Here is a 20,393-nt window from a genome sequence, read left to right as displayed (position 1 = left end):
CTCCCCTCCGTAACGGCATCTCCATACGGATTGAGGGGCGACGGTGAATTGAGAGGGGCGGTTGGGGTGGGTGAATACTTTGCCATCATACACCTTCCCCGGAGTAAAAGATACCGGAGGGGAGGATATTTCACAGAACCGTCACTCTGAAGGTGAACAGATGTGAACGGTAAGGCAGGTTTGATCCGTTTTCATCAGGAATGCGACCCCCAAAATCCTTCCTCCGGGGGGACGAGGTCCAAATAGAAAATAAGTTAAGTTGACAGTTGCGGGGGTGAAGGATAAAAAAGGTTCAATTTTAGTTCTTTGCCAACGGCGTCATGAATCTTCGGTGTCCGACATGAAACAGCTTCCGTCACTCGTTCTTCTTTGCGGCATGGTTCTGGCCTTGCTTCTGCTTACTCCCCTCGACTCTGCGGCCGAAGAGGCCTTGGCCCCCGAGGGCGCGGCCCTCTATGCCAGCTACTGCGCCGACTGCCACAAACCGCTGGGGAAATCAACCAAAGCCGGTCGCAGCCTGGTGCGGGTTCGTTCGGCGATTCGCCACTTCGCCATCATGAACCACCTCAAGGTTCTCTCCGACGCTGAACTCCAGGCGATCGTCCAAGCCCTGGCCATCCCTCGCGGGAACTGAGCCCGCCGTCCCTTCCCCTCCCGGTTCTGCCCTGCCTGAAGAGAGGCTGTGCCCAGGTCAGTTAAGTTTACGGTAACAGATACCGGAATCGGCCATGAAATCGCAATCCTCCTCCGGAGCCTCCTCCAGGTCGATGATCCGATAAACATCCTGCGGGGCCTCGGCAATCAGGGCGAGAATCTCCTCCCTGCCGTATTTGCCATCGAAGATAAGCAGGTTGTTGCTGCTGTCTCTCGTTTTCAGATGCGCTCCCAGATTCGCCGACCAGCGGTCGAGCCAGCGGATTTCATCCTCGATCAGCAAGCCTTTCATCGTCACCTCCATTCCTGAAAGAGATAGCTTTTCTTCGAATTATTCAGGCACCTTGGAACTGCCGGATTTCATCGCCCACTCAGAGTCGTATCGGTTGGAACGACGGTCCGCGACAGGTTCCCTCTTTTCCTTCCCACTGACTACATTTTAGCACTTTCCCCCCAGAAAATTCGCCGCCTCCTGCGTAGCGCCTCTGGCTCTCGCATTTCCTCACCGAAGCAAAAAATGAAGTTCCAGAACAGGATGCCCCTCTTTTCGGGGGCTTTCATCTCGAAAGGAGCCTCAGCCACACTGGGATCCGAGATTGGACAAGCCCGTATACAGAAGGAGTTCTTTTTCCCTTCGTAACCGTTCAGATCAAGGACGGTTTCAATTGTTGGCGTGTTCGAATTTTGGGTCGCTCAGGGCCGCGCAGGCCAGGGTGAGGACCAGGAACTGCCAGTTGCCGACCACCTCGGGCTTCATGAGGATCGTCTGGCCGAGGGTCAAAAGGAACATGAGGAGGGCCGTCAGCGTCCATGCCCGCCGCGGACTTTTGCCGGAGAGCAGGAGGAGGGCCAGGAGGGGCTCGGCGATCAGGATCAGCCAGGCGAGGAAGACGTTCAAAAGGTGCGGCGACCAGGTCTTGTCGAAGTCGGTGGTGATGAGGCCGACGAAGGCCTCGGGGCCGATGAGGAGCCATTTTGTCAGGCCGACGTAGAGGAACCAGGTCCCGAAGAAAAAGCGCATGCCGAAGAGGAAGAAGCGGCGGGAGTTGTACGCGAAGGGGTTCACGGGATCTCCTTTTCCTCCCCTGGTGGGGGGCTGTGAGGATAATTCCAGTCTATCCCGGTCTGGGAAGGAGGCAAGGGGCAAGGGAGAAGGGAGAGGGGAGAGGGGAGAGGGGAGAGGGGAGAGGGGGTTGATTCGAATCAGGTACGGCTTTCGGTCGCTGTTCTTCGCGGCATCGGGAGCAAGAAGAACGCCGCGACGAGTAGAGGGCAAAAAGTTGCGACATGCGCGTGGCATTTCCCCCTCCCCCTAGAAACGGCATTTTATAGCCAAAATGGGCCCTTTAAGGCCCGGAACAGTGCATCAATTCAATGGTTTTTGGCCTATTTTCGACTACTTGGGCTGATCCGACCCGGCTGTGGCATTTGATGAGGGAGTGCAGGGTGAAACCTGCTCTCTCCTCTACCCGAAATGCGAAAACATTTGACGGTTTTTATAAATGTGTGTATATTTTCGACGTTGGTCGTGGCGCCCGGTTCATGGGCACCGGTCGTCAAAGTTGGGGGATGCGAGCCACCCTGGAAGGGGTGGTTTTTTTGTTGGGCTGGCGATTGCCGGATCGGATTTTGTTGACGATTGCACCGTAATTAGAGCAGGGGGGCTTATGAAGTCTGAAGCACAAGGTTTTCATGAGGGAATGGCGGGGCCGCGGAAGAAAATTCTGCTTGGCATTATTCTGGCCGTTGTCACGGTGCTGGCATGGCAGGTGCCGGTCATGGCTGATCCGATGGCCTATCTGGGCAACAAGGATGCGGGAACGATCACCATCCTCAATCTGGAGAGCGGCGAGGTGCTCGGCATCTACGGTACGGGCGTGTTCCCGGAGGGGATGGCCTTGGCCCCGAATGGCGAGAAGGTTTATGTCGCCTCTTTCGGTGCCGGGACGGTTGATGCGTTCGACGCGCTGAATCACGTGCCGCTCGACAGAAAGGTACTGGGGGGGGCGCTGATGGACGTGGCGGTTACTCCTGACGGCACGAAACTGTATGTCAGCGATTTCCAGTCGGATCGGATCCGGGTTCTGGATACGGCCACATTCGCCGAAGTTGCAGAAATCGGTGGCGTAGGTCCCGACCCTTTCACCTTGGCCGTTCAGGCGGATGGTTCGCGTCTCCTGGTCTGCAACTACAGGGGCGATTCCGTTTCTGTCATCGATACGGCAAGCAATGCCGTCGTCGCCACCATCCCCGTCGGGCGCGTACCGGTTGCCGTGGCCATCACCCCTGACGACGCGCTGGCGTTTGTCGTTAATCAGGGCAGCGCGAATATCACGGTTATCGATCTTGCGACACTCAAAGCCGTGGGGACGCCGATCAAGGTCGCCTTTACCCCGAGCGCGATCGCGTTTACCCCCGATGGCACGCAGGCATACGTCGTCCATCAGGGCGGCGGAGGTCTGTCCCGGATCGCCCTGAACAGCGGCACCTTCAGCACCACGTTCACCGCCACGGGCACGGCACTGTACGACATCGCCATCGACCCGGACGGGAAACGCGCGATTGTCACCGGCTTTTACTCGAAAGAGGTCTACGTCTACGACATCGACCCGCACAGCCTGACCTTCCGCAGCGTGCTCAAGGCGTTTCCCGTGGCAGAAAAACCCTATTCCCTGGTTGTTATCCCCCCTCCCGCACCCGAAGAGGATTCGGATCTGGACAACGACGGGATCGCTTACGCTCAGGACAACTGCCCGGACGTGTTCAACCCGGCACAACTCGATGCCGACACGGATACCCGCGGGGATGTCTGCGACAACTGCCCGGACAGTGTGAACCCGGATCAGCTGGATAGAGATGGCGACGGCGTCGGCGATCGCTGCGACAATTGCCCGGATGTCAACAACGCGTCGCAACTGGATGCGGACGGCGACGGGATCGACGACGTCTGCGAAGTCGACAGCGATGGCGACGGGTGGGACACCCCCCAGGATTGCAACGATTCACGCGCTTCCGTCTATCCCGGCGCCAGGGAGATATGCGACCGGCTGGACAACGACTGTAACGGCTTGACGGATGAAGACGACAGCGACGGTGACGGCATTCTGATCTGCCAGGACAAGTGCCCGAACGAAAACTCATCAATGTTCGATGCCGACTCCAACGGGTGCATCGACAGCCTGGTCGGTTCGATCATGCTGGTGAATTCGTTGCAGGTGCAGGGAGCGCTTGATCCGCAGATGGCGACGGTCATCCGTACCAAGATCAACAATGCCACGGCGCAGCATGAAAAGGGTAATGCCGTTTCGGCGTCAAATATCATGGAGGCCGCGGCCCACTTTGTTTCGGCGAAAAGCGGAAAGGAGTTCAGTGCTGCAACCGGAGATCTGCTGGTGCACTATCTCAATAATGTCGCCATTAAGCTGGCAGAATGACCGGTGCGTCGCGACCAGGCTGTACCGGGTGAGTGTGCCGGGTCATGCCGGCGATCGCGGCGGATTTTGTGAGGCAAGAGCGTAACGGAAGAAGGGCGAACATGGGTTCGCCCTTCTTTTTTAGGTAATTCCGGGGACACCACACTTAATTCATGGATGTCTCAATTAAGTGCGGTGTCCCCGGAACTCCATCGCGCTTCACCGTGGCATCAGCGCGAACACACCCCAGCCCAGGTATTCACGCGTGTAGGCGGCGTAGCGCTCGGGTTCCGAAGTCAGTTCGGCTCGAACCTCTTTGGCGAGCTCGTCGTCGGGATTGGCTTCAAGCCATCGGCGCATGGTGAGCCATTTAGCTGCCTCGTATCTGTCCCAGCCGTCTTGGTCAGCCAGAACCATTTCAACGACGTCATAGCCAAGGTGGCCGAAAGACGCGAGAAGTTCGGGAAGGATGAGAAAGTCAGAGATTGAGTTGGCAAGACACCCCTTGGCAACAGCTTCCGTCGGCGGTGACTGCCGCCAGTAGGGCTCGCCGATGAGGATGATCCCTCCGGTGCGCAAGCTCCGCGCCAGAAGCTCGATAGTGCCTCCAACGCCCCCGCCGATCCAGGTGGCACCGACACAGGCTACTACATCGGCCTTCTCGTCAGAGACATAGCCGGCAGCGTCGCCATGGATGAACTTGACTCGATCGGCGACGCCGAGTTCTTCAGCACGTCGCTTGGCTTGCTCGGTGAACAACTGGCTCATGTCGATGCCGGTGCCGATGACACCGTGATCGCGTGCCCAGGTGCACAGCATCTCCCCCGAACCGCTGCCGAGGTCGAGCACGCGGGCCCCCGATTCCAGACGCAGCGCCGCGCCGAGAGTGGCGAGCTTCTCGGGTGTGATCGGGTTGTGGATGCGGTGAGCACTTTCAGTGATATTGAATATTCGCGGGATGTCCACTGTGGAAAATCTCCTTACTGGTGTGGAGGAATTCCGGGGACACCGCACTTAATTCATGGATGTCTCAATTAAGTGAGGTGTCCCCGGAACTCCCGAGATAAGACCGTCGGGTCGCGCCCCGACAGGCGCCTTACTTTTTGTCCAGACGGCAACAAAAAAGTAAGCAAAAAGTGCCTGGCACCTGCGGTGGGCATGGCTTGGAGGGTTTGTTCAGTAAATTGCTGAGGTGCTAAGAGTCGGTCGGTGTTGTCTTGTACCTCAGCTTCGATTCCAGGTTGCCGGTTTTCCGTTTGCAGGGGTTGTATCAACATTTTAGTAAAGGGCTTCTGGTTTGAAAGGCCAGGAGCAAAGAGAGAATCCACGGCCACTGCGATCTAGGATTCGTCCTTGTTTTTACCGGTTTTGATTTTCAACCAGAAGCCCCTCAACAAAATGCCCGCGGCAGCGACGGTGATCGCACTGCCGTGGGCCAGGGCACCCGGTGGTCGAGCCGCCGCGCCGGACGTCTCTGCATCAAAGGGACATTGCTTCCCGATCCGTTACGACCCATGCCGACCGCAGGTCAAGCGCTTTTCTGCCTACTCTTTAGTCGCTTTACAAAAGAGTAGGGCGGCGTCGGGGGCCGCGACCCCCGGGTCTTGTCCTTGAATTAAGCCCATGACCTTCGCACTGATTTTTGCTTGCTGCAGCCCAAGTTCCAGATTCGTTATGGTGCCGTGATAAAACCGTCGGGACTCGCCCCGACAGCCGACCTACTTTTTCGCCAGGCCCCCAAAAAGTAGGCAAAAAGTGGCCTCTCCTGCGGAGGGCATGGCTTGGAGGGTTGGTTCGTTAATTGCTGAGGTGCTAAGAGGCGGTCGGTGTTGTCTTGTACCTCAGCTTCGATTCCAGGTTGCCGGTTTTCCGTTTGCAGGGGTTGTATCAACATTTTAGTAAAGGGCTTCTGGTTTGAAAGGCCAGGAGCAAAGAGAGAATCCACGGCCACTGCGATCTAGGATTCGTCCTTGTTTTTACCGGTTTTGATTTTCAACCAGAAGCCCCTCAACAAAATGCCCGCGGCAGCGACGGTGATCGCACTGCCGTGGGCCAGGGCACCCGGTGGTCGAGCCGCCGCGCCGGACGTCTCTGCATCAAAGGGACATTGCTTCCCGATCCGTTACGACCCATGCCGACCGCAGGTCAAGCGCTTTTCTGCCTACTCTTTAGTCGCTTTACAAAAGAGTAGGGCGGCGTCGGGGGCCGCGACCCCCGGGTCTTGTCCTTGAATTAAGCCCATGACCTTCGCACTGATTTTTGCTTGCTGCAGCACAAGCTCCAAATTCGTTATGGTGCCGGGATAAAACCGTCGGGACTCGCCCCTACAGGCGACCTACTTTTTCGCCAGGCCCCCAAAAAGTAGGCAAAAAGTGGCCTCTCCTGCGGTGGGCATGGCTTGGAGGGTTGGTTCAGTTAATTGCTGAGGTGCTAAGAGTCGGTCGGTGTTGTCTTGTACCTCAGCTTCGATTCCAGGTTGCCGGTTTTCCGTTTGCAGGGGTTGCATCAACTTTTCAGTAAAGGGCTTCTGGTTTGAAAAGCCAGGAGCAAAGAGAGAATCCACGGCAACTGCGATCGAGGATTCGTCCTTGTTTTTCCCGGTTTTGCTTTTCAACAAGAAGCCCCTCAACAAAATGTTCGCGGGAGCGGCGGTGATTGCACTGCCGTTGGCAGGGGCACCCGGTGGTTGAGCCGTCGTGCGGGACGTCTCTGCATCAAATGGAGATTGCTTCCCGATCCGTTACGACCCATGCCGACCGCAGGTCAAGCGCTTTTCTGCCTACTCTTTAGGGCCTGTGGGAAAATAAGATGGCCAATATTGCGCTCAGATTTGGGTCAGATTCGGTTGCTGCGATTGAGCTGCGACCAAAGATGGCCCGAAGATGAGATGCAAGATGGTCATGTTATTTTCCTACAGGCCCTTATCGCTTTACAAAAGAGTAGGGCGGCGTCGGGGGCCGCGACCCCCGGGTCTTGTCCCTGAATTAAGCCCATGACTTAAACGGCAAATCCTACGGCCACAGCGGCAAGAAGATCGGCAGCGCCCACCTGCGCTGGCCCCTTGGATCATCGCCGGATTCTGCCCCTCCCCCGATCCCGCACCTGACTGCGGCCATCGAAGAGGATGGGCCACGATTTTTTGAATGGGACGGCATGAGGGTACGTGCGTGATTCCAGGCGGCAGGGAGGACTCGAAACCAGAGCCCCTGCATCAAGAGCCTCGATAAGTGTTTGGAGCAGAATTCGTCTGCAGCCAGAAGTAATCCCAAGTCAGGAACCGGATGACCCTGGGTTGATCAGTCGCTTTTCAAGGAACGAAGGAGATCAATCTTTTTCGTACGCGGGGTATTTTACCTATTGACGGCCGGGCCTGATAAGTGTTAGGCGTTCAAATGGCTGCCAAGCGGTTTCGAATGATGATGTCGTTGATTTTCTGATAGTCGTAAAATGCCTCGTCTGAATCGCGTTGGAGGATTCTCTCGCGCAGGGCTTTCAACTTTTGTTCGTCATTTTTCGTACTGTAAACACCAATTGCCTCATAATTCCCTTCTTTGCCAGCGGAGTTGAACAATTTTGCATATTCGCTCTGGAAAACTTCGGCCGACGATTTTTTCTTCTTGGCAAAATCTGCAATGGCAGTCTTCATCATTTCCATGTTGTTCAGAGTCTCGCGTGAAAACGCCAAAAGCTGATCGTTTTTTTCTTTTGTCACAATTTGGTCGAAAACACTCTTCATCTTCGCCAAGTCCGGAATAGTTTTTTCCAGAGAACTCAAGATCGTGCCTTTCAGTTCGATGTCATCTTCGACCCAGTAGCGACTTTCCATGTTGGGTGCAGCTTCTGGGGCGATGAGCCATTGGCCCAAAACATTTATTGCATTTGCGCGCACATTGCGGTCCTTGCTGTTGATACGCTCGACCAAAAAAGGAATTGCGCGGTCGCCCATTTTCCCGAAGACAAAAATCGACTGCCAGTAATACGTCATCGGATCTTGCTTGAGAATTTCTTCTGCTGCTGGCAAGGCGGCATCACATTGCATCTGGCCCAACAAATTCAACAGATCAAATCGCCCCTCTTTGTCCGATGTGCCACGCAATTCCGATAGCAGAAAATCCTCCGATGGCTTGCCACCGATCATTACAAGGGCACGCAGACAGTTGCCCTTAACAAGCTCCGACTTGCTCTGGCGGTAAAGTCCCTGGACAGAGGTTGCCGCTGATGGATTTTTCGTCAACCCCAATGCCCAGACATATACCGCCAACTGTCTGTCGCTAAGATTCTTATTGCTGATTTTTGGGAGAAGGTCCGCTGAGATGTCCGCCGAATATTTACCAACATCTTCCGTGACAGTTTTGCTAAGTGACGGATCAATATCCCCTTCACTTGTCGCCATGACTTCAATCTTGGCCAATATATCGCTGGCCGTGTTGGCTGGGATGGCAGATAGAGGCATGACACCCATCAATAACAGTGCGATAGCAACGGCAAAATATCGCTTCATTTCATCTTCTCCTTTAGCGCCCAACGAGTCTGTAGAAAAAGCATCATCACAGGGGCTGAATTATCCCTAGTCACGAATTTTCGAAACCTTCAGGTCTTAATTCCGGGGACACCGCACTTAATTCCCGTCTGCCTTGGGCCCCGGCTTTCTCCTCCGCAACCCTCGGCCAAGCATTTCTTCCAGTTTGAAAATGAAATCCGCATCACCCAAAGGCCGCCCGGATCTCTCTGCTCGGCCGATCGCCGCCCTGCTCTCGGCATCCACATCGCAAGACAGAAAAGTCTGCCAATCATCCACCATGGCGCACAGCGGCGACTGCTGTATCAGCGGATCGATATGCTGCCCCAGGTAATGGCGGGCGCTGCTCCAGAGATAAGCGCCTGGAGAGTTGACGATGCCGGCTTCCACGGGATTCCTCTCGACGTAACGTGCGGCGGCAAGAAGATAGCGTTCATCCATCGGGCAAGAGGCAAACCGCCCTTGCCAGAGATGCCCGCGCCAGCCCATGCGAAAATTGATTCGCCGCGAGTAACGGCGGTGGGTTTCACCAATGGCCAGCTTCAGTCCCTCTTCTTCCTTGGGAACGGCGATCAGATGCACGTGTTATGTGAAGCGCGAACTTATGTGAAGTTCATTTCTGGACACTCCCTCATTCTCTACCCCAGATCAAGGTTTTACTGCACATAATTTAGGTGATTTTTCGAGCGCAGCGAGCCACTGCAAGACGTCGGGCTTCTGCCATGGCAGGTCGTGGCTGACGACCGGTGCTGTTGTTTTTTCGAGCATTCTCCGTTTCATGTCCATATCGATTTCGACGTAGACATGCGTGGTGTTGATGTCGGCGTGCCCCAACCAATAACTGACCATATTGATATCGTTGCCGGCCCGCAGCAGATGCATGGCCGTGGTATGCCTGATAGTGTGTGGATTTACGGCCCTGCTCCTCATCGATGGGCATTGATTCCGGGCTGAGGCCGCATATTTGCTCAGGATTTGGCGAATGCCGAAACGGGTGATGGGAACTCCGTTGGCGTTGAGGAAGAGCTGCTCAGCGGCCGGATCATGGGGATTGCGAACTTTGAGGTAAGCCTGAAGGGCTTGTGCCATTTCGGGCCACAGCGGACAGCTGCGGTGCTTTTTACCCTTGCCCAGAAGCGAGATCTGAGCGGTGGCACCCTGCAGGCGCAGATCTGGGATTTTGATGCCCACAATTTCACTGACGCGAGCCCCGGTGTTGTAGAGCAGGAGCAGCAAAGCCTTGTCGCGCGCGGCGGTGCGTGCATTGACATTCACCGCATCGAGCAGCGCCTGCATCTCGTCCTGCTCCATGTACTTGACCGTCTTGTGCTGCGTACGTTTCAGAGGGATGGTGCGAATCCTCTGGCACTGGAGCAGCAAGACCGGCTCCTCTCGGGCGATGAAACCGAAGAAGACACGGATGGCCGCCAATCGGGCATTACGGGTTCGCGGCGTGCAGCCGCGAACGTTTTCAAGATGATCGAGGAACGCCAACACAAGCGCTTCGTCGATCTCTTCGACGCTCAACTCGTCGGCGCTCTTGCGCAGGGTGTCCGCAGCAAAGCACAACAGCAGCTTGATCGCGTCGCGGTACGCCAGCAGGGTATTGGTCGCGAGGCCTTTCTGGATCGGCAGGTAGTGGCTGAAGAAGGGTTTCATGAACTTGGCCAGCAACTGTTTCATGACTGTCCTCCGTTGGTTTGGATCTGTTGGAGGTAGTAATCGTGGAAGCGCCGGGCCACCTCTTCGGTCAGCTCCGGCGTGGCCCGAAGGTAGACCTGGGTGGAATGGATATCCACATGTCCCAGATAGGTTGCCAGCCAAGGCAGCCGCGCGTTTACATCCTGCCCGTCTCGATACCAGGCCAGCAGCCTGTGAACGGCAAAGGTGTGTCGCAGGTCGTGGATGCGGGGGCCGGCGTGCTCGTTGTGGGGGATGGCGCAGCGGCGCAGCAACTGCCGAAAGGTAAGGTTGACCGTGACATGATGCAAGCGCCGGGATCGTTGATTCAGCAGCAGCGGGGAGTCCGGCGAGCGCGGCTTGATGCGAAGGCGTCTGTCCAGATATTGCTGCAACGCCTGGCAGGTGGTCGTGCTCAAAGGCACCCAGCGGGCCTTGCGGAACTTGCCCTCGACGATGTAGAGCCGCTCTTCGGCGCAGAGAAAGTTCTCCAGGTTCAGGGCCAATGCTTCCCCGATACGGATGCCCGTGCTGTAGAGCAGGCCGAGGAGTGTCCGGTAGGTGAGTGGCCGCAGGGAGCCCGGCGGCCGCAATTCCGCGGCGGCGGCCAGCAAGGCGCCGACTTCCCTCTGGTTGTAGATGTACGGCTGATGAGCCGCCTGCGAGGCAATGACCCTTATGGGTTCGGGATGTCAATGGTCTTTGAAAATTCCCCCTTTTCGGTCATCGAAAATTCCCCCCTCGGGTTATTCTCTTGCCGCCTGTTTGGACAGGAGGCCGGCTTTGAGTTTCTCTTTTAGCCGGTAGCTCTCACCTTTGATGCTGATCGAAATGGCATGATGAAGCACCCGGTCTAGAATGGCGCTGGCGATGACCTGATCGCCGAAGATTTCGCCCCAATTCGAGTAGGGCTGGTTTGAGGTCATGATCATGGCCCCCTTCTCATAGCGGCGGGATATGAGCTGGAAGAAGAGATTGGCGCCCAGCCGATCAATAGGGATGTAGCCGATCTCGTCGATGATCAGCAGTTTGGGCTGGCAGTATTGCTTGAGTTTGTCCTCCAGCCGGTTTTCATTGTGTGCACGGGCAAGACTGGCGATCAGAGCCTGGGCTCCGATAAAGAGCGTTCGGTAACCGCGGCGAATAGCCTCAATCCCCAAGCCAACGGCCAAATGGGTTTTACCTACCCCGGGTGGCCCCAGCAGCAGGATGTTCTCGCCGTTGGCCACCCAGCGGCAGCAGGACAGTTCCTTGATGCGCTTGGCGTCGATGGACGGTTGATAGGCGAATTCGAAGGATTCCAGTGTCTTGACGAAGGGAAAACGCGCCATGCGCGTGCCCATCTCGGTGCGTTTATCCTGCTTGGATGCCAATTCCGCATCGATCAGTTGCCGCAGGAACTCGTCATAGCCCCACTGCTGCTTGGCGGCATCCTGCAGATAACCATCAATCTGATCGGAGAGACGCTGCAGCTTCAGTTGTTTTAAGCCATCGGAGAGGTCTGTTATCTGTGTCATCGTCACCTCCCTAAAGCCCGGCAACTTGGTCATAGATTGCCAAGTCCCGGATCATCACGTCGTCACCGGGCCACTGCGGATCAAAACGCGGCGGATGGGGAGCCGGGCGCTCGCAGGGGTTGCGAAACAGGCCTTGCAAGTGTGCCGGGTCGATACACCGTTGTCCGGAGCCTGCGAGCTTGGAATGACAAGCAATCGGCTCCCCCCGGAAGAGAAGCAGCACCTCGCTGCCGCGCACCTGGACTTCAACGGTTTCGCCGACATACCTCCAGGGAACCGAGTAGCGGTTGCCGCTGAAGTTCACCAGAACATCGGGAGGAACCACTCGGGTGACGACCGTCTCCAGGCGGTAGGGTGGCACGGCGCTGATTTCCACCAGACTTTCATGGGCGAAGCGGTCGATCGGTCTCTCGCCGGTAGTACCGTGGATGCGCAGGTCAGCAACTTCCGTCAGCCACCGCTCCAACTCCCGATTGAGATGCGCGAGATCCAGGAACCGGCGACCAGCCAGAAAGTTCCTCTTGAGGTATTTGACCCCTGACTCCACCTTTCCCTTAGTGCGGGCGCGGTACGGCTTGCAGAAGCGCGGGCGAAAGCCATAATGGGCAACGAAATCAGCAAAGGTCCCGTTCAGAATCACCTGGCCGCCTTCACGTCTAAGCACCGCGGTGCGCGGGTTGTCATAGAGCAATTCTCGAGGGCGGCCCCCGAACCAGGCGAATGACGCTTCGTGCCCGGCTAGAAAACTGGCCATCTTCTCATCGACAAAAGCCCGGGCGAAGGGCCGGCGCGAATACCCCAGGGTCAGGATGAAAAAATGCAGTCGGACTCTCTGTTCACCGAGCCAAACAGCGCTACTGCCCCAATCGACCTGCCCCTGCTGCCCTGGTGGTGTTTCGAAGCGTAGCGTGGCCTCGGCGATCTTTCGCTGCTCGGTTCGCAGGGGACGGACAAAACGCTTGAGTGTCTCGTACCCTCCCGGATAGCCCAGCAGCTTAGCCTCGCGGAACAGCACGGAGGCATTGTAATCAACTTCCGACGCTCGGTTTTTGATCCAGTCCTCGAAGCCAGAAAGAACCGTCCGGGTGGCAGGTTCTCTCCGATAGGAGACCCATTGCTCCTGTTCAAGGTACTTGCGCACGGTTTTGATATCCAACCCCAGCGCCCTGGAAATGGCCTTTTTGGCAATCCCCTGCTCGGCAAGTTCCCGGATTGCACCATACTTGTCCCTGTGGACCATTTGCACCTCCAGCATTGAAGTCTGCTGAAGGTGATTGTGCAAAATCTGTTCGCTTTCGTCTTGCTTCATCGTTATCTCCTGTGGTCAGGAGGGGGGAAATTTCAATGACCACAGGGGGGGATTATTCCATGACCGATGACAGGGAACGTAGGTGAGCGGGTCGTGCCGCAAGAGATACCGGCACAGCTGCTGCACCACGCAGAAGCGGTTTGACTGCACACGCGGTGCAAGGTGCGAAAGAGTCAGAAGATACCGGTCGGTGATCTGCGGGGTGATGCACGAAGCTTCAAATTTTTCTTCGACCAGGAAGCGGTCGAAGTAGCTCAACAGCAGCGCCTGGCTCTGATAATCGGTGCCGGAGAGCTGCCGCAAGCTGATGAAGTTCCGGATCTGAGGAGCCAGGGCGCTGTGAAATTCCAGGGTTCTCATCGCGTCACCTCCTGCGGCCACTCCAGGGCGACCTGCTTCAGGGCGTTAAAGTCGACCTTGGTGTAGATAAAGGTGGTGCCGAGATGGCGATGGCCCAGCACATCGGCAATCGCCTTGAACGGTTCTCCCTGCGCGAGCATCCGGGTCGCAAAGCCATGCCGAAAGGCGTGGGCGCCCTTGCTGGGAATCTCGATGCTTGCGGCTCGGATACGGCGCTCGATGATGACGGAAAGGGAACTGGAGCGGGGAAGCGGGTGGTAGGGGGCACGCGAGGTCAGAAACACCTGCGGGTTCGAACTGGATGGCCGGGCATTTTGCAAGTAGTTCAGCAGGCTCTCCCCCACCTCGACGGTGAGGGGAAGGCAGCTGTCCTTGCCGCCCTTGGAAGCTGCAAAGAAGATCCGGTTCTGCGCCCAGTCGATCTGCTCCAGCCGCAACGCCCGAACCTGGCCGCCTCGGACACCGTAGGTGTGAAGCAACTGAACGATGGCGTAATCCCGTCGGCCCACCGTGGTCTTGCGGTCGATCCCCTGAAGGACCTGCCGAGCCTGAGCCTCAGTCAAGCCGCGCGGGACCGAAGCCAGCTTGTAGGCTCTCAAGGTAGGAACCGCCAGGTCCAGGGGCTCCCGGACGTAGCCTCGATGCAGGCAGAAACGGAAGAAGGTCCGCAGGGTCGACTGCATCGATCGCCGCGCTGCTTTTCCGACCTTCTGCGCATAAGCCAGGAAGAACGCCTCGATGCTCTCCGGGCTCAGCTTGGCCAACCCTTGTAATGTCGCCTGCGGGCCGAGGTAGCGCAGGAAAACGGTGAGGTACTGAGCGCGCAACTCGCAGGTCCCGGCAGCGGCGTGCTGGTAATGCTGCATCCATTCGAGGTAGGCATCCAGAAGAGGCGCAAAGATCTCGCTTTGCGGCAACGGATTGAAAAACCCCTGTTCGCCAAGGTACTCGACGAAACGACTGAGCGAGTGGCGAACCCGCTTCAGATGACCTTCCAGTGGCCCGCGGTGCCGACACCGGGCAGGATATGCTTCGAAAAATCCATCAACGTCTTTGGGACAGAGGATTTGGCCGGGGACAACTCCTTGCCGGCCAAGATGCTGATTAAAATGAGAGACGTTCGATAGATGCTTGCGGATGGTCCCCTGACGGAAACCGTGCTCCATCAACCAGGTACAGAAACCGTCCAGAAGCGTTCCCAGTGGGCCGCTTCGCAACTTCTTCAGCGTTCCCGGACACGAAAATGCCTGTTCCAGTTCCATGACAACCTCCCTTCTTTGCCTCTATTATCGAGGCATTCGGGGATGGTCAGGGCGCAGAATTATGTGCAGCAATTATTGGCGAAAACCCAGGGGAGTGGCGAAAATGATGAGAGAATCAGAAGAGAGTTGAGGGCAACTTCACATAAGTTCGCGCTTCACATAACATTTTTTATGTGGAGCTCCACATAAATAATGGTTGGGCATCAGACAATAGGACCAGATCAAGACGTCATGACAGGCGCACCACTCTGTCAGTTGGTCGAGGTAATAACGATAGTCGTCAACGGTAAAAAAGGTGGTCTGTCGACGATTGCCTCGTTGCGTGACATGATGAGGCAATCCTGACGCAACAACTCGTGCGATACGCGCCATTTTCCCCTCCTGAAAAATGGATGTCTCAATTAATTAAGTGCGGTGTCCCCGGAACTCCCCCGCACCTGCGCTGGCCCCTTGGACCATCTCCGGATTCTGCCCCTCCCCCGATCCCGCACCTGACTGCGGCCATCGAAGAGGATGGACCACGATTTTTTGAATGGGACGGCATGAGGGTACGCGCGTGATTCCAGGCGGCAGGGAGGACTCGAAACCAGAGCCCCTGCATCAAGAGCCTCGATAAGTGTTTGGAGCAGAATTCGTCTGCAGCCAGAAGTAATCCCAAGCCAGGAACCGGATGACCCTGGGTTGACCAGTTGCTTTTCAAGGAACGAAGGAGATCAATCTTTTTCGTACGCGGGGTATTTTACCTATTGACGGCCGGGGGCCTGATAAGGGTTAGAGCCTGCTTCTATTCCAATGAGTGTGGAAAAGCTGTTGGTGATGCTCAATTTCATATAAAAATTCAGGCCTATTATCACGTAGCCAGTCAAAATCTGATTCTGTTGGCTCAGCCGGCAGGTCAATTGTTTGATAGGTTATGTGTTCGCTTATCAAAGGATTTATTTTTATCGGAATCAACATGCCAGCCAGAGACCGCTCCCCAACACTGCCAGCAAGCAAAAGAAAGCTTTTTTGGATTAAACCTGAAACTGTGGCCTGATCCATTGGAAGTTGGATTGTTTTTTTATCCTGTATGTAGAATTCGCGAAGTATCGATTTTTCTGATGGGTCTAGCTGAGTCAATGATTCGATTAGGTAAGCTTTGAGTTTCCTCTTAGAACAAAATTTAACAATTTTTGACCAAAAAATTGAAACTATCCTTACAAATACAAGCGATGCTGAAACAATCAGAACTGACCCTAACCAAGTCCTGTATTCAGTTTTCAGCTTCGTCAGTCCTAAATTGGAAAGCCAGTTATCAGGCGCAAATAATGTTATGCAAGTAAAAACAACAGCAACCCACATATATTTAATAGGTAGCCTAATGAAAGTGACTATTTTTTCGATCCAATCAGGCATATTTTTCCTTTTTAGCTCTAATGGTACCGATAACCGGCTGCGACGTGACGGGATACTCAGTAGAAACCTATTCGAGGACCTCTCCTGTATCCCCAGTCCGGTTGATTGAATTGTTAAATTCATTCAAAATTGGAATTAAAATATCTTTCACAAGTTTCTTTATTTCTGTTTTGTCTACGTTTTTAAGTTTTTTTCGCCGTCTTCTTATTACTATTATTGCCATAATATAATCCAAGATGCCGATTTCAAAACTTAGTATTTTTATGTCTTTTTCAAGGTCAGATAATGCATCTTCTCTTGTTTTTAAATGCATTTCATTGGCAAGACTGTGAACTACTTGTTTTTCACCAGTTTCGTTGAAAGGAGCAAGAGCATGTTCAAGATATTCATCAAGAAAACTGAATAGTTTTCTTATGCGACTTCACTACTGTCCGGTTAATAGCCGAATAAATTCAGCTGGTTATAATCTTGGGTGTCTGGAATCTGCTTGAGCGCTTCCGCAACCAACGATGAAATGGGCTTTTTCTCGAACAGATTGACCTCCAGGATCTGCAAAAAAGTGTAGAGAGTACATTTGATGCTAAGCTGCCTTTTAGCGATCGCCACAAGTAGATATATGCAAAGAGCTACCCATATCTGGCTCTTGACCGCATTGATAGAAGTCCCGTAGAACGCTTTTATTCGTAGATGCTGTTTGATCCACTTGAAGAATAGCTCCACTTGCCAGCGCTGTTTATAGATGTCTGCAACCGTTGTGGCTCCAATTTCAAAGTGGTTGGTGAGGAATACAAGCCGCTTGTTTCGCTCTTTATCAACATAACTGACCCGGCGCAATCTCTCCGGGTAACCCTTTTTCGATTTCTGGGTGACCAAGGCAATCACTTGGTCGGCTCGGACGCCGGCCTCCTTGTCCTTGGGCAAAGAGTACAACCGCTGGTAGCGTAGGTTGTCCTTGGCCCGCACCACGAAGAAGGCGCCCTGTCGGTGAATGGCATAGAGCCGGGCAAAATCTACGTAGCCGCGGTCCATCGTGTAGATGGCCTCTTCGGTGACGGGCATTTCGTCAAGCATCTTGACGTCATGTACTTTGCCGGTTGTCACGGCCACAAACGTGGGGATGATGCCGCGCAAGTCAATGAGCGTGTGCATCTTGACCGCTGCCTTGGTCGTGCGAAACTCGGCCCACGGAAACAGGGTGAGGCAGAGGTCAATGGTCGTCGAGTCAAAGGCGAACAGTGGCTGCTTCAACTCGATGGCCAAGGGCTCATCCCGGTACAGCTGCTGTGCCATGCCGATCAGGACTTGGCCGAAATCCTGAAAAATGCGCCAATCCCGGCGCTCGTTGGCGTCGGCAAGGGTGGAGCGGGAGACAGCGCCACGAAATCCGATGTGGTAGAGCTTCTCCCGATGAGAGTTCAGGCACGTTTCGATATCCCTCAAGCTCTCGCGACCCGATAGCTGGGCATAAGCCAGGCACAGGAACTGGTCAAATGCAGTAAAGCTTTTGGCCCGGTACTCGCCGCGATACCGTCGGGCACAGAGGTTGAACTCGTGACGCGGGAGAAACTGAAGTAGCTGTCTGAAAACGGTCTGGCCAGCGTTCATGGATGCCCTCCTGAAGTGTCAGGAAGATATCACTCGCGGGCGGGGTGAAGCGATTTCAAATCGAGAAAAGAACAGTTGAGCCAAAGTACTATAATTTTCAGTAGGTTATCGACGTACATTCAAAGTTAACCGGACAGTAGTGATGCGACTTGTTGAATTTATTCTGTATGCGAAAAAAGGTAAATCTTTCGATAATTTCAATACTGCCGAGTCAAATGCATCGGTATAAGTACCGAAGTCGCTGAGTGCAGTTTTGTGAGATTTTTCAATTAATATCGGCGTGAAGTATCTCTTTATTTCATTTTTTTGGTCTTCGTCGAGTTTAGCTTCGGGGAGTTGATTTGTAAGTTCATTAATTACTTCATCAAATTCTGGATCAAAGTTAAATTTTGCAAGGACCGAAAGTCTGTGCCAAATTTCCAGTAATAGGTATAAAGAAATGTTTAAATTTTCTTTCTTTTCTTTCCTTGCACGATAAACATACCCAATACAAGCACCGATTAGGGTGATTATGGTAATAGCAATTCCAGGATATTTTTCAAAAAATTCCATCATGTTTCCATTTCAAAATCTAATGAGGGTGTAGGGTTAGAATTCCGGGGACACCTCACTTAATTCATGGATGTCTCAATTAAGTGAGGTGTCCCCGGAACCCTGCAATAATTCCCAAAACCCACTTTGCTGTTATGTTTAATTCCATTTCTTTCTCTTCTTGTCTCTAACGAGTCTGTAGAAAAAGCATCATCACAGGGGCCGAATTATCCCTGGTCACGAATTTTTGAAACCTTCAGGCGCAAATCCGAGCTGGCAACATTTAACTTTACTGAATCATCCTTCTGCCTACTTTGTCCAAAAAAAGACCCTTTTCGGCCATCCCAAGGTCCTTTTCCTGCTTTTTCCTTCCACCATACCGCCCATCCGTAGCGATGAATCTTGAAGATGTTGTGAAGCATCGTCATCAACTTCCACTGGCCGTCGACCTTCTCTTTTTCCCCGTACCAATGGATTGCTACGCTTCTACTTCCCCAAGGGAACTAATTTTAAACGCATATCAGCAACGGCTTTGCAAAAGGCGGTAGATCGGCTCAACAACAGGCCAAGAAAGTGCCTTGGCTACCGGACTCCACAGGAAGTTTTCGCGGAAGCCCAAAGTGGTGCACTTGCAATGTGAATCTGCCCCGCAATAAGAAGTTGGACCTATGGGGGTCGTGTCTACACATTTCATTTTGTGAAAAGTGTAGACACGACCCCTTAAGCGACCCCTTAAGTTATTTTTGGTGTTTTTCAAATGTATCTACGAATTTCATTCTCATCCTGGAATTCCGGGGACACCTCAGGAGCAAAGAGAGAATCCACGGCAACTGCGATCGAGGATTCGTCCTTGTTTTTCCCGGTTTTGCTTTTCCACCAGAAGCCCCTCAACAAAATGTCCGCGGGAGCGGCGGTGATCGAACTGAGGTCGGTCGTCAATAGCGGACACCAAAGTTCCTATGCTACTCTTAGCTCTCTATAATATTCCTGTTCGTAGGCAGCAGGCGACAGGTAACCCAGCCGTTTCTGGCGCCTTTGGCGATTGTAGAAAATTTCGATGTACTCCGTGATTTCTCGCATCGCTTCCCACCGGGTGGCGTAACGACGATGGTGGACCAATTCGTTTTTCAGTGTCCCCCAAAAGCTCTCGATGGGGGCGTTGTCGTAGCAGTTGCCTCTGCGGCTCATCGAAGTCCGCATCTTGAACTGCTTCAGTAGTTGCTGGAACTCCAAGGCGCAATACTGGCTGCCCCGGTCCGAATGATGGATTAACCCGGTGGCCGGGCGCTTGACTGACACGGCACGGAAAAGGGATTGACTCACCAGATTCTTCGTCATTCTTTCGCCCATCGCATATCCCACGACCTCTCCGGTGAAGAGGTCTTTATGCCCTGCGAGATACAGCCAGCCTTCGGCGGTGGGGATGTAAGTAATGTCAGTTACCCAGACCTGGTTGGGGGCTTCGACTGCAAAGTTTTGGTCCAGAAGGTTCTCGGCGACAGGCAGTGAATGGTTGGAGTTTGTTGTCGCCTTGAACTTCTTCACCTGCTTGCAGCGAATCCCCTGTTTCTTGCGGATTCGCTTGATCCGATGGACCCCGACCTGAACGCCATGCTCGGCGAGATCGGTTTGTAATCGTTCGGGACCGTAGGTTTCCCGGTTTCTTTTGTGAGCCGCCTTGATTTCGATTGCGAGCCGTGCCTCCTCCTTCTGCCGGGGTGAGTCCGGGCGCTTCAGCCAGGTGTAATAACCACTGGGTGAAACCTCCAGGCTCTGGCAGAGCAGAGGGACAGAGAACTCAGGTCGAAGTTGATTTATTACCGCGTACCGGGCAGCGACTCCTTGGCAAAGTACGCGGCGGCTTTTTTTAGGATGTCGCGCTCCTGCTTGACCTGGGCCAGTTCTCGTTTAACCCTGTCAAGTTCCAGCTCGACTTCGGTCAGCGGGCGCTGTTGGCCTTTGCCACCGATATTGCTGAGCTTTCCGGCCTTGAACGCCCTTACCCAATTCTCAAGGGTGGATTTCGGCAGGGATAACTGGCGCGATGCCTCATAGACAGCGACACCTCCTTCAACCACCATTTTTACGGCCTCAATGCGAAATTCCTTCGAGTAGCGGCCATTAGAACCTCTTGTCATGTTGACACCT

At 54.3% G+C, this 20,393-nt stretch carries 20 protein-coding genes and 2 pseudogenes; 4 read left to right on the top strand and 18 right to left on the bottom strand.

Features of this window, described 5'->3' with window-relative positions; translation table 11 throughout:
* The first annotated feature begins 340 nt into the window (after positions 1 to 340).
* Complete coding sequence (locus DSOUD_RS17175) at positions 341 to 634, top strand: c-type cytochrome (protein WP_157671916.1); 294 nt, start codon at positions 341 to 343, stop codon at positions 632 to 634.
* Positions 635 to 691: 57 nt separating this feature from the next.
* Here DSOUD_RS17175 and DSOUD_RS17170 read toward each other — a convergent pair whose 3' ends face one another.
* Positions 692 to 946 (bottom strand): hypothetical protein, encoded by a 255-nt coding sequence (locus DSOUD_RS17170; RefSeq protein WP_053552146.1) that lies wholly within the window; start codon positions 944 to 946, stop codon positions 692 to 694.
* A 369-nt stretch (positions 947 to 1,315) separates the two neighbouring features.
* A complete protein-coding gene (locus DSOUD_RS17165; protein ID WP_053552145.1) occupies positions 1,316 to 1,720 on the bottom strand; it encodes a MauE/DoxX family redox-associated membrane protein in 405 nt (134 codons plus the stop codon).
* A 380-nt stretch (positions 1,721 to 2,100) separates the two neighbouring features.
* Here DSOUD_RS17165 and DSOUD_RS18750 point away from each other — a divergent pair, with 380 nt between their 5' ends.
* Together DSOUD_RS18750 and DSOUD_RS17160 are read left to right on the top strand one after the other, a co-directional pair.
* A complete protein-coding gene (locus DSOUD_RS18750; RefSeq protein WP_198300337.1) occupies positions 2,101 to 2,304 on the top strand; it encodes a hypothetical protein in 204 nt (67 codons plus the stop codon).
* A 17-nt stretch (positions 2,305 to 2,321) separates the two neighbouring features.
* A complete protein-coding gene (locus DSOUD_RS17160; protein ID WP_198300336.1) occupies positions 2,322 to 4,088 on the top strand; it encodes a MopE-related protein in 1,767 nt (588 codons plus the stop codon).
* A gap of 198 nt (positions 4,089 to 4,286) precedes the next feature.
* Here DSOUD_RS17160 and DSOUD_RS17155 read toward each other — a convergent pair whose 3' ends face one another.
* The 15 genes and pseudogenes from DSOUD_RS17155 to DSOUD_RS19220 form a co-directional block, all read right to left on the bottom strand.
* Complete coding sequence (locus DSOUD_RS17155; protein ID WP_053552143.1) at positions 4,287 to 5,033, bottom strand: SAM-dependent methyltransferase; 747 nt, start codon at positions 5,031 to 5,033, stop codon at positions 4,287 to 4,289.
* A gap of 1,369 nt (positions 5,034 to 6,402) precedes the next feature.
* Complete coding sequence (locus tag DSOUD_RS17150; RefSeq protein ID WP_053552142.1) at positions 6,403 to 6,681, bottom strand: hypothetical protein; 279 nt, start codon at positions 6,679 to 6,681, stop codon at positions 6,403 to 6,405.
* A 774-nt stretch (positions 6,682 to 7,455) separates the two neighbouring features.
* A complete protein-coding gene (locus tag DSOUD_RS17145; RefSeq protein WP_053552141.1) occupies positions 7,456 to 8,568 on the bottom strand; it encodes a HEAT repeat domain-containing protein in 1,113 nt (370 codons plus the stop codon).
* A 117-nt stretch (positions 8,569 to 8,685) separates the two neighbouring features.
* On the bottom strand, positions 8,686 to 9,168 hold the full coding sequence (locus tag DSOUD_RS17140) for a transposase (protein ID WP_232426468.1): 483 nt from the start codon (positions 9,166 to 9,168) through the stop codon (positions 8,686 to 8,688).
* Positions 9,169 to 9,234: 66 nt separating this feature from the next.
* On the bottom strand, positions 9,235 to 10,269 hold the full coding sequence (locus DSOUD_RS17135; RefSeq protein WP_053550355.1) for a tyrosine-type recombinase/integrase: 1,035 nt from the start codon (positions 10,267 to 10,269) through the stop codon (positions 9,235 to 9,237).
* A complete protein-coding gene (locus DSOUD_RS17130) occupies positions 10,266 to 10,907 on the bottom strand; it encodes a tyrosine-type recombinase/integrase (protein WP_269745876.1) in 642 nt (213 codons plus the stop codon). The genes DSOUD_RS17135 and DSOUD_RS17130 overlap by 4 nt, the downstream gene beginning before the upstream one ends.
* 105 nt (positions 10,908 to 11,012) lie before the next feature.
* Positions 11,013 to 11,774: an IS21-like element helper ATPase IstB gene (gene istB, locus DSOUD_RS17125; RefSeq protein WP_423739492.1), complete on the bottom strand. Its 762-nt coding sequence runs from the start codon at positions 11,772 to 11,774 to the stop codon at positions 11,013 to 11,015.
* A 19-nt stretch (positions 11,775 to 11,793) separates the two neighbouring features.
* Positions 11,794 to 13,092: an IS21 family transposase gene (gene istA / locus DSOUD_RS17120; protein WP_053551154.1), complete on the bottom strand. Its 1,299-nt coding sequence runs from the start codon at positions 13,090 to 13,092 to the stop codon at positions 11,794 to 11,796.
* A 15-nt stretch (positions 13,093 to 13,107) separates the two neighbouring features.
* Positions 13,108 to 13,452 (bottom strand): hypothetical protein, encoded by a 345-nt coding sequence (locus DSOUD_RS17115; protein ID WP_053552139.1) that lies wholly within the window; start codon positions 13,450 to 13,452, stop codon positions 13,108 to 13,110.
* On the bottom strand, positions 13,449 to 14,714 hold the full coding sequence (locus DSOUD_RS17110; RefSeq protein WP_082351111.1) for a site-specific integrase: 1,266 nt from the start codon (positions 14,712 to 14,714) through the stop codon (positions 13,449 to 13,451). The genes DSOUD_RS17115 and DSOUD_RS17110 overlap by 4 nt, the downstream gene beginning before the upstream one ends.
* 138 nt (positions 14,715 to 14,852) lie before the next feature.
* Positions 14,853 to 15,086: a hypothetical protein gene (locus tag DSOUD_RS18110; protein WP_198300335.1), complete on the bottom strand. Its 234-nt coding sequence runs from the start codon at positions 15,084 to 15,086 to the stop codon at positions 14,853 to 14,855.
* 399 nt (positions 15,087 to 15,485) lie between these two features.
* Positions 15,486 to 16,109 (bottom strand): superinfection exclusion B family protein, encoded by a 624-nt coding sequence (locus DSOUD_RS18105; RefSeq protein WP_157671915.1) that lies wholly within the window; start codon positions 16,107 to 16,109, stop codon positions 15,486 to 15,488.
* A 435-nt stretch (positions 16,110 to 16,544) separates the two neighbouring features.
* Entirely contained in the window at positions 16,545 to 17,714 is a 1,170-nt protein-coding gene (locus DSOUD_RS17100; protein ID WP_053549677.1) for an IS4 family transposase, read from the bottom strand.
* Positions 17,715 to 17,819: 105 nt separating this feature from the next.
* Positions 17,820 to 18,266 carry a hypothetical protein gene (locus tag DSOUD_RS18635; protein WP_157671913.1) on the bottom strand — a complete coding sequence of 149 codons (447 nt, stop codon included), beginning with the start codon at positions 18,264 to 18,266 and terminating at the stop codon, positions 17,820 to 17,822.
* 356 nt (positions 18,267 to 18,622) lie between these two features.
* Positions 18,623 to 18,703 (bottom strand): annotated as a pseudogene (locus tag DSOUD_RS19220) (transposase); the annotation flags it as partial.
* Between the two features lie 8 nt (positions 18,704 to 18,711).
* Here DSOUD_RS19220 and DSOUD_RS18940 point away from each other — a divergent pair.
* Positions 18,712 to 18,885, top strand: a pseudogene (locus DSOUD_RS18940) (IS30 family transposase); the annotation flags it as partial.
* Positions 18,886 to 19,202: 317 nt separating this feature from the next.
* Here the strand turns inward: DSOUD_RS18940 and DSOUD_RS18100 are convergent.
* Positions 19,203 to 20,383, bottom strand: a protein-coding gene (locus DSOUD_RS18100; RefSeq protein WP_423739489.1) for an IS3 family transposase whose coding sequence is annotated in 2 segments (ribosomal slippage) — positions 19,203 to 20,107 and positions 20,107 to 20,383 — 1,182 coding nt in all. Because the reading frame shifts where the segments join, the coding sequence is not laid out codon by codon here.
* Between the last annotated feature and the right edge of the window lie 10 nt (positions 20,384 to 20,393).

The sequence above is a fragment of the Desulfuromonas soudanensis genome (assembly GCF_001278055.1).
GTDB lineage: Bacteria > Desulfobacterota > Desulfuromonadia > Desulfuromonadales > WTL > Deferrimonas > Deferrimonas soudanensis.
Note: the sequence above shows the minus strand (reverse complement) of the source record. Positions and strands in the feature narration are given on the sequence as shown.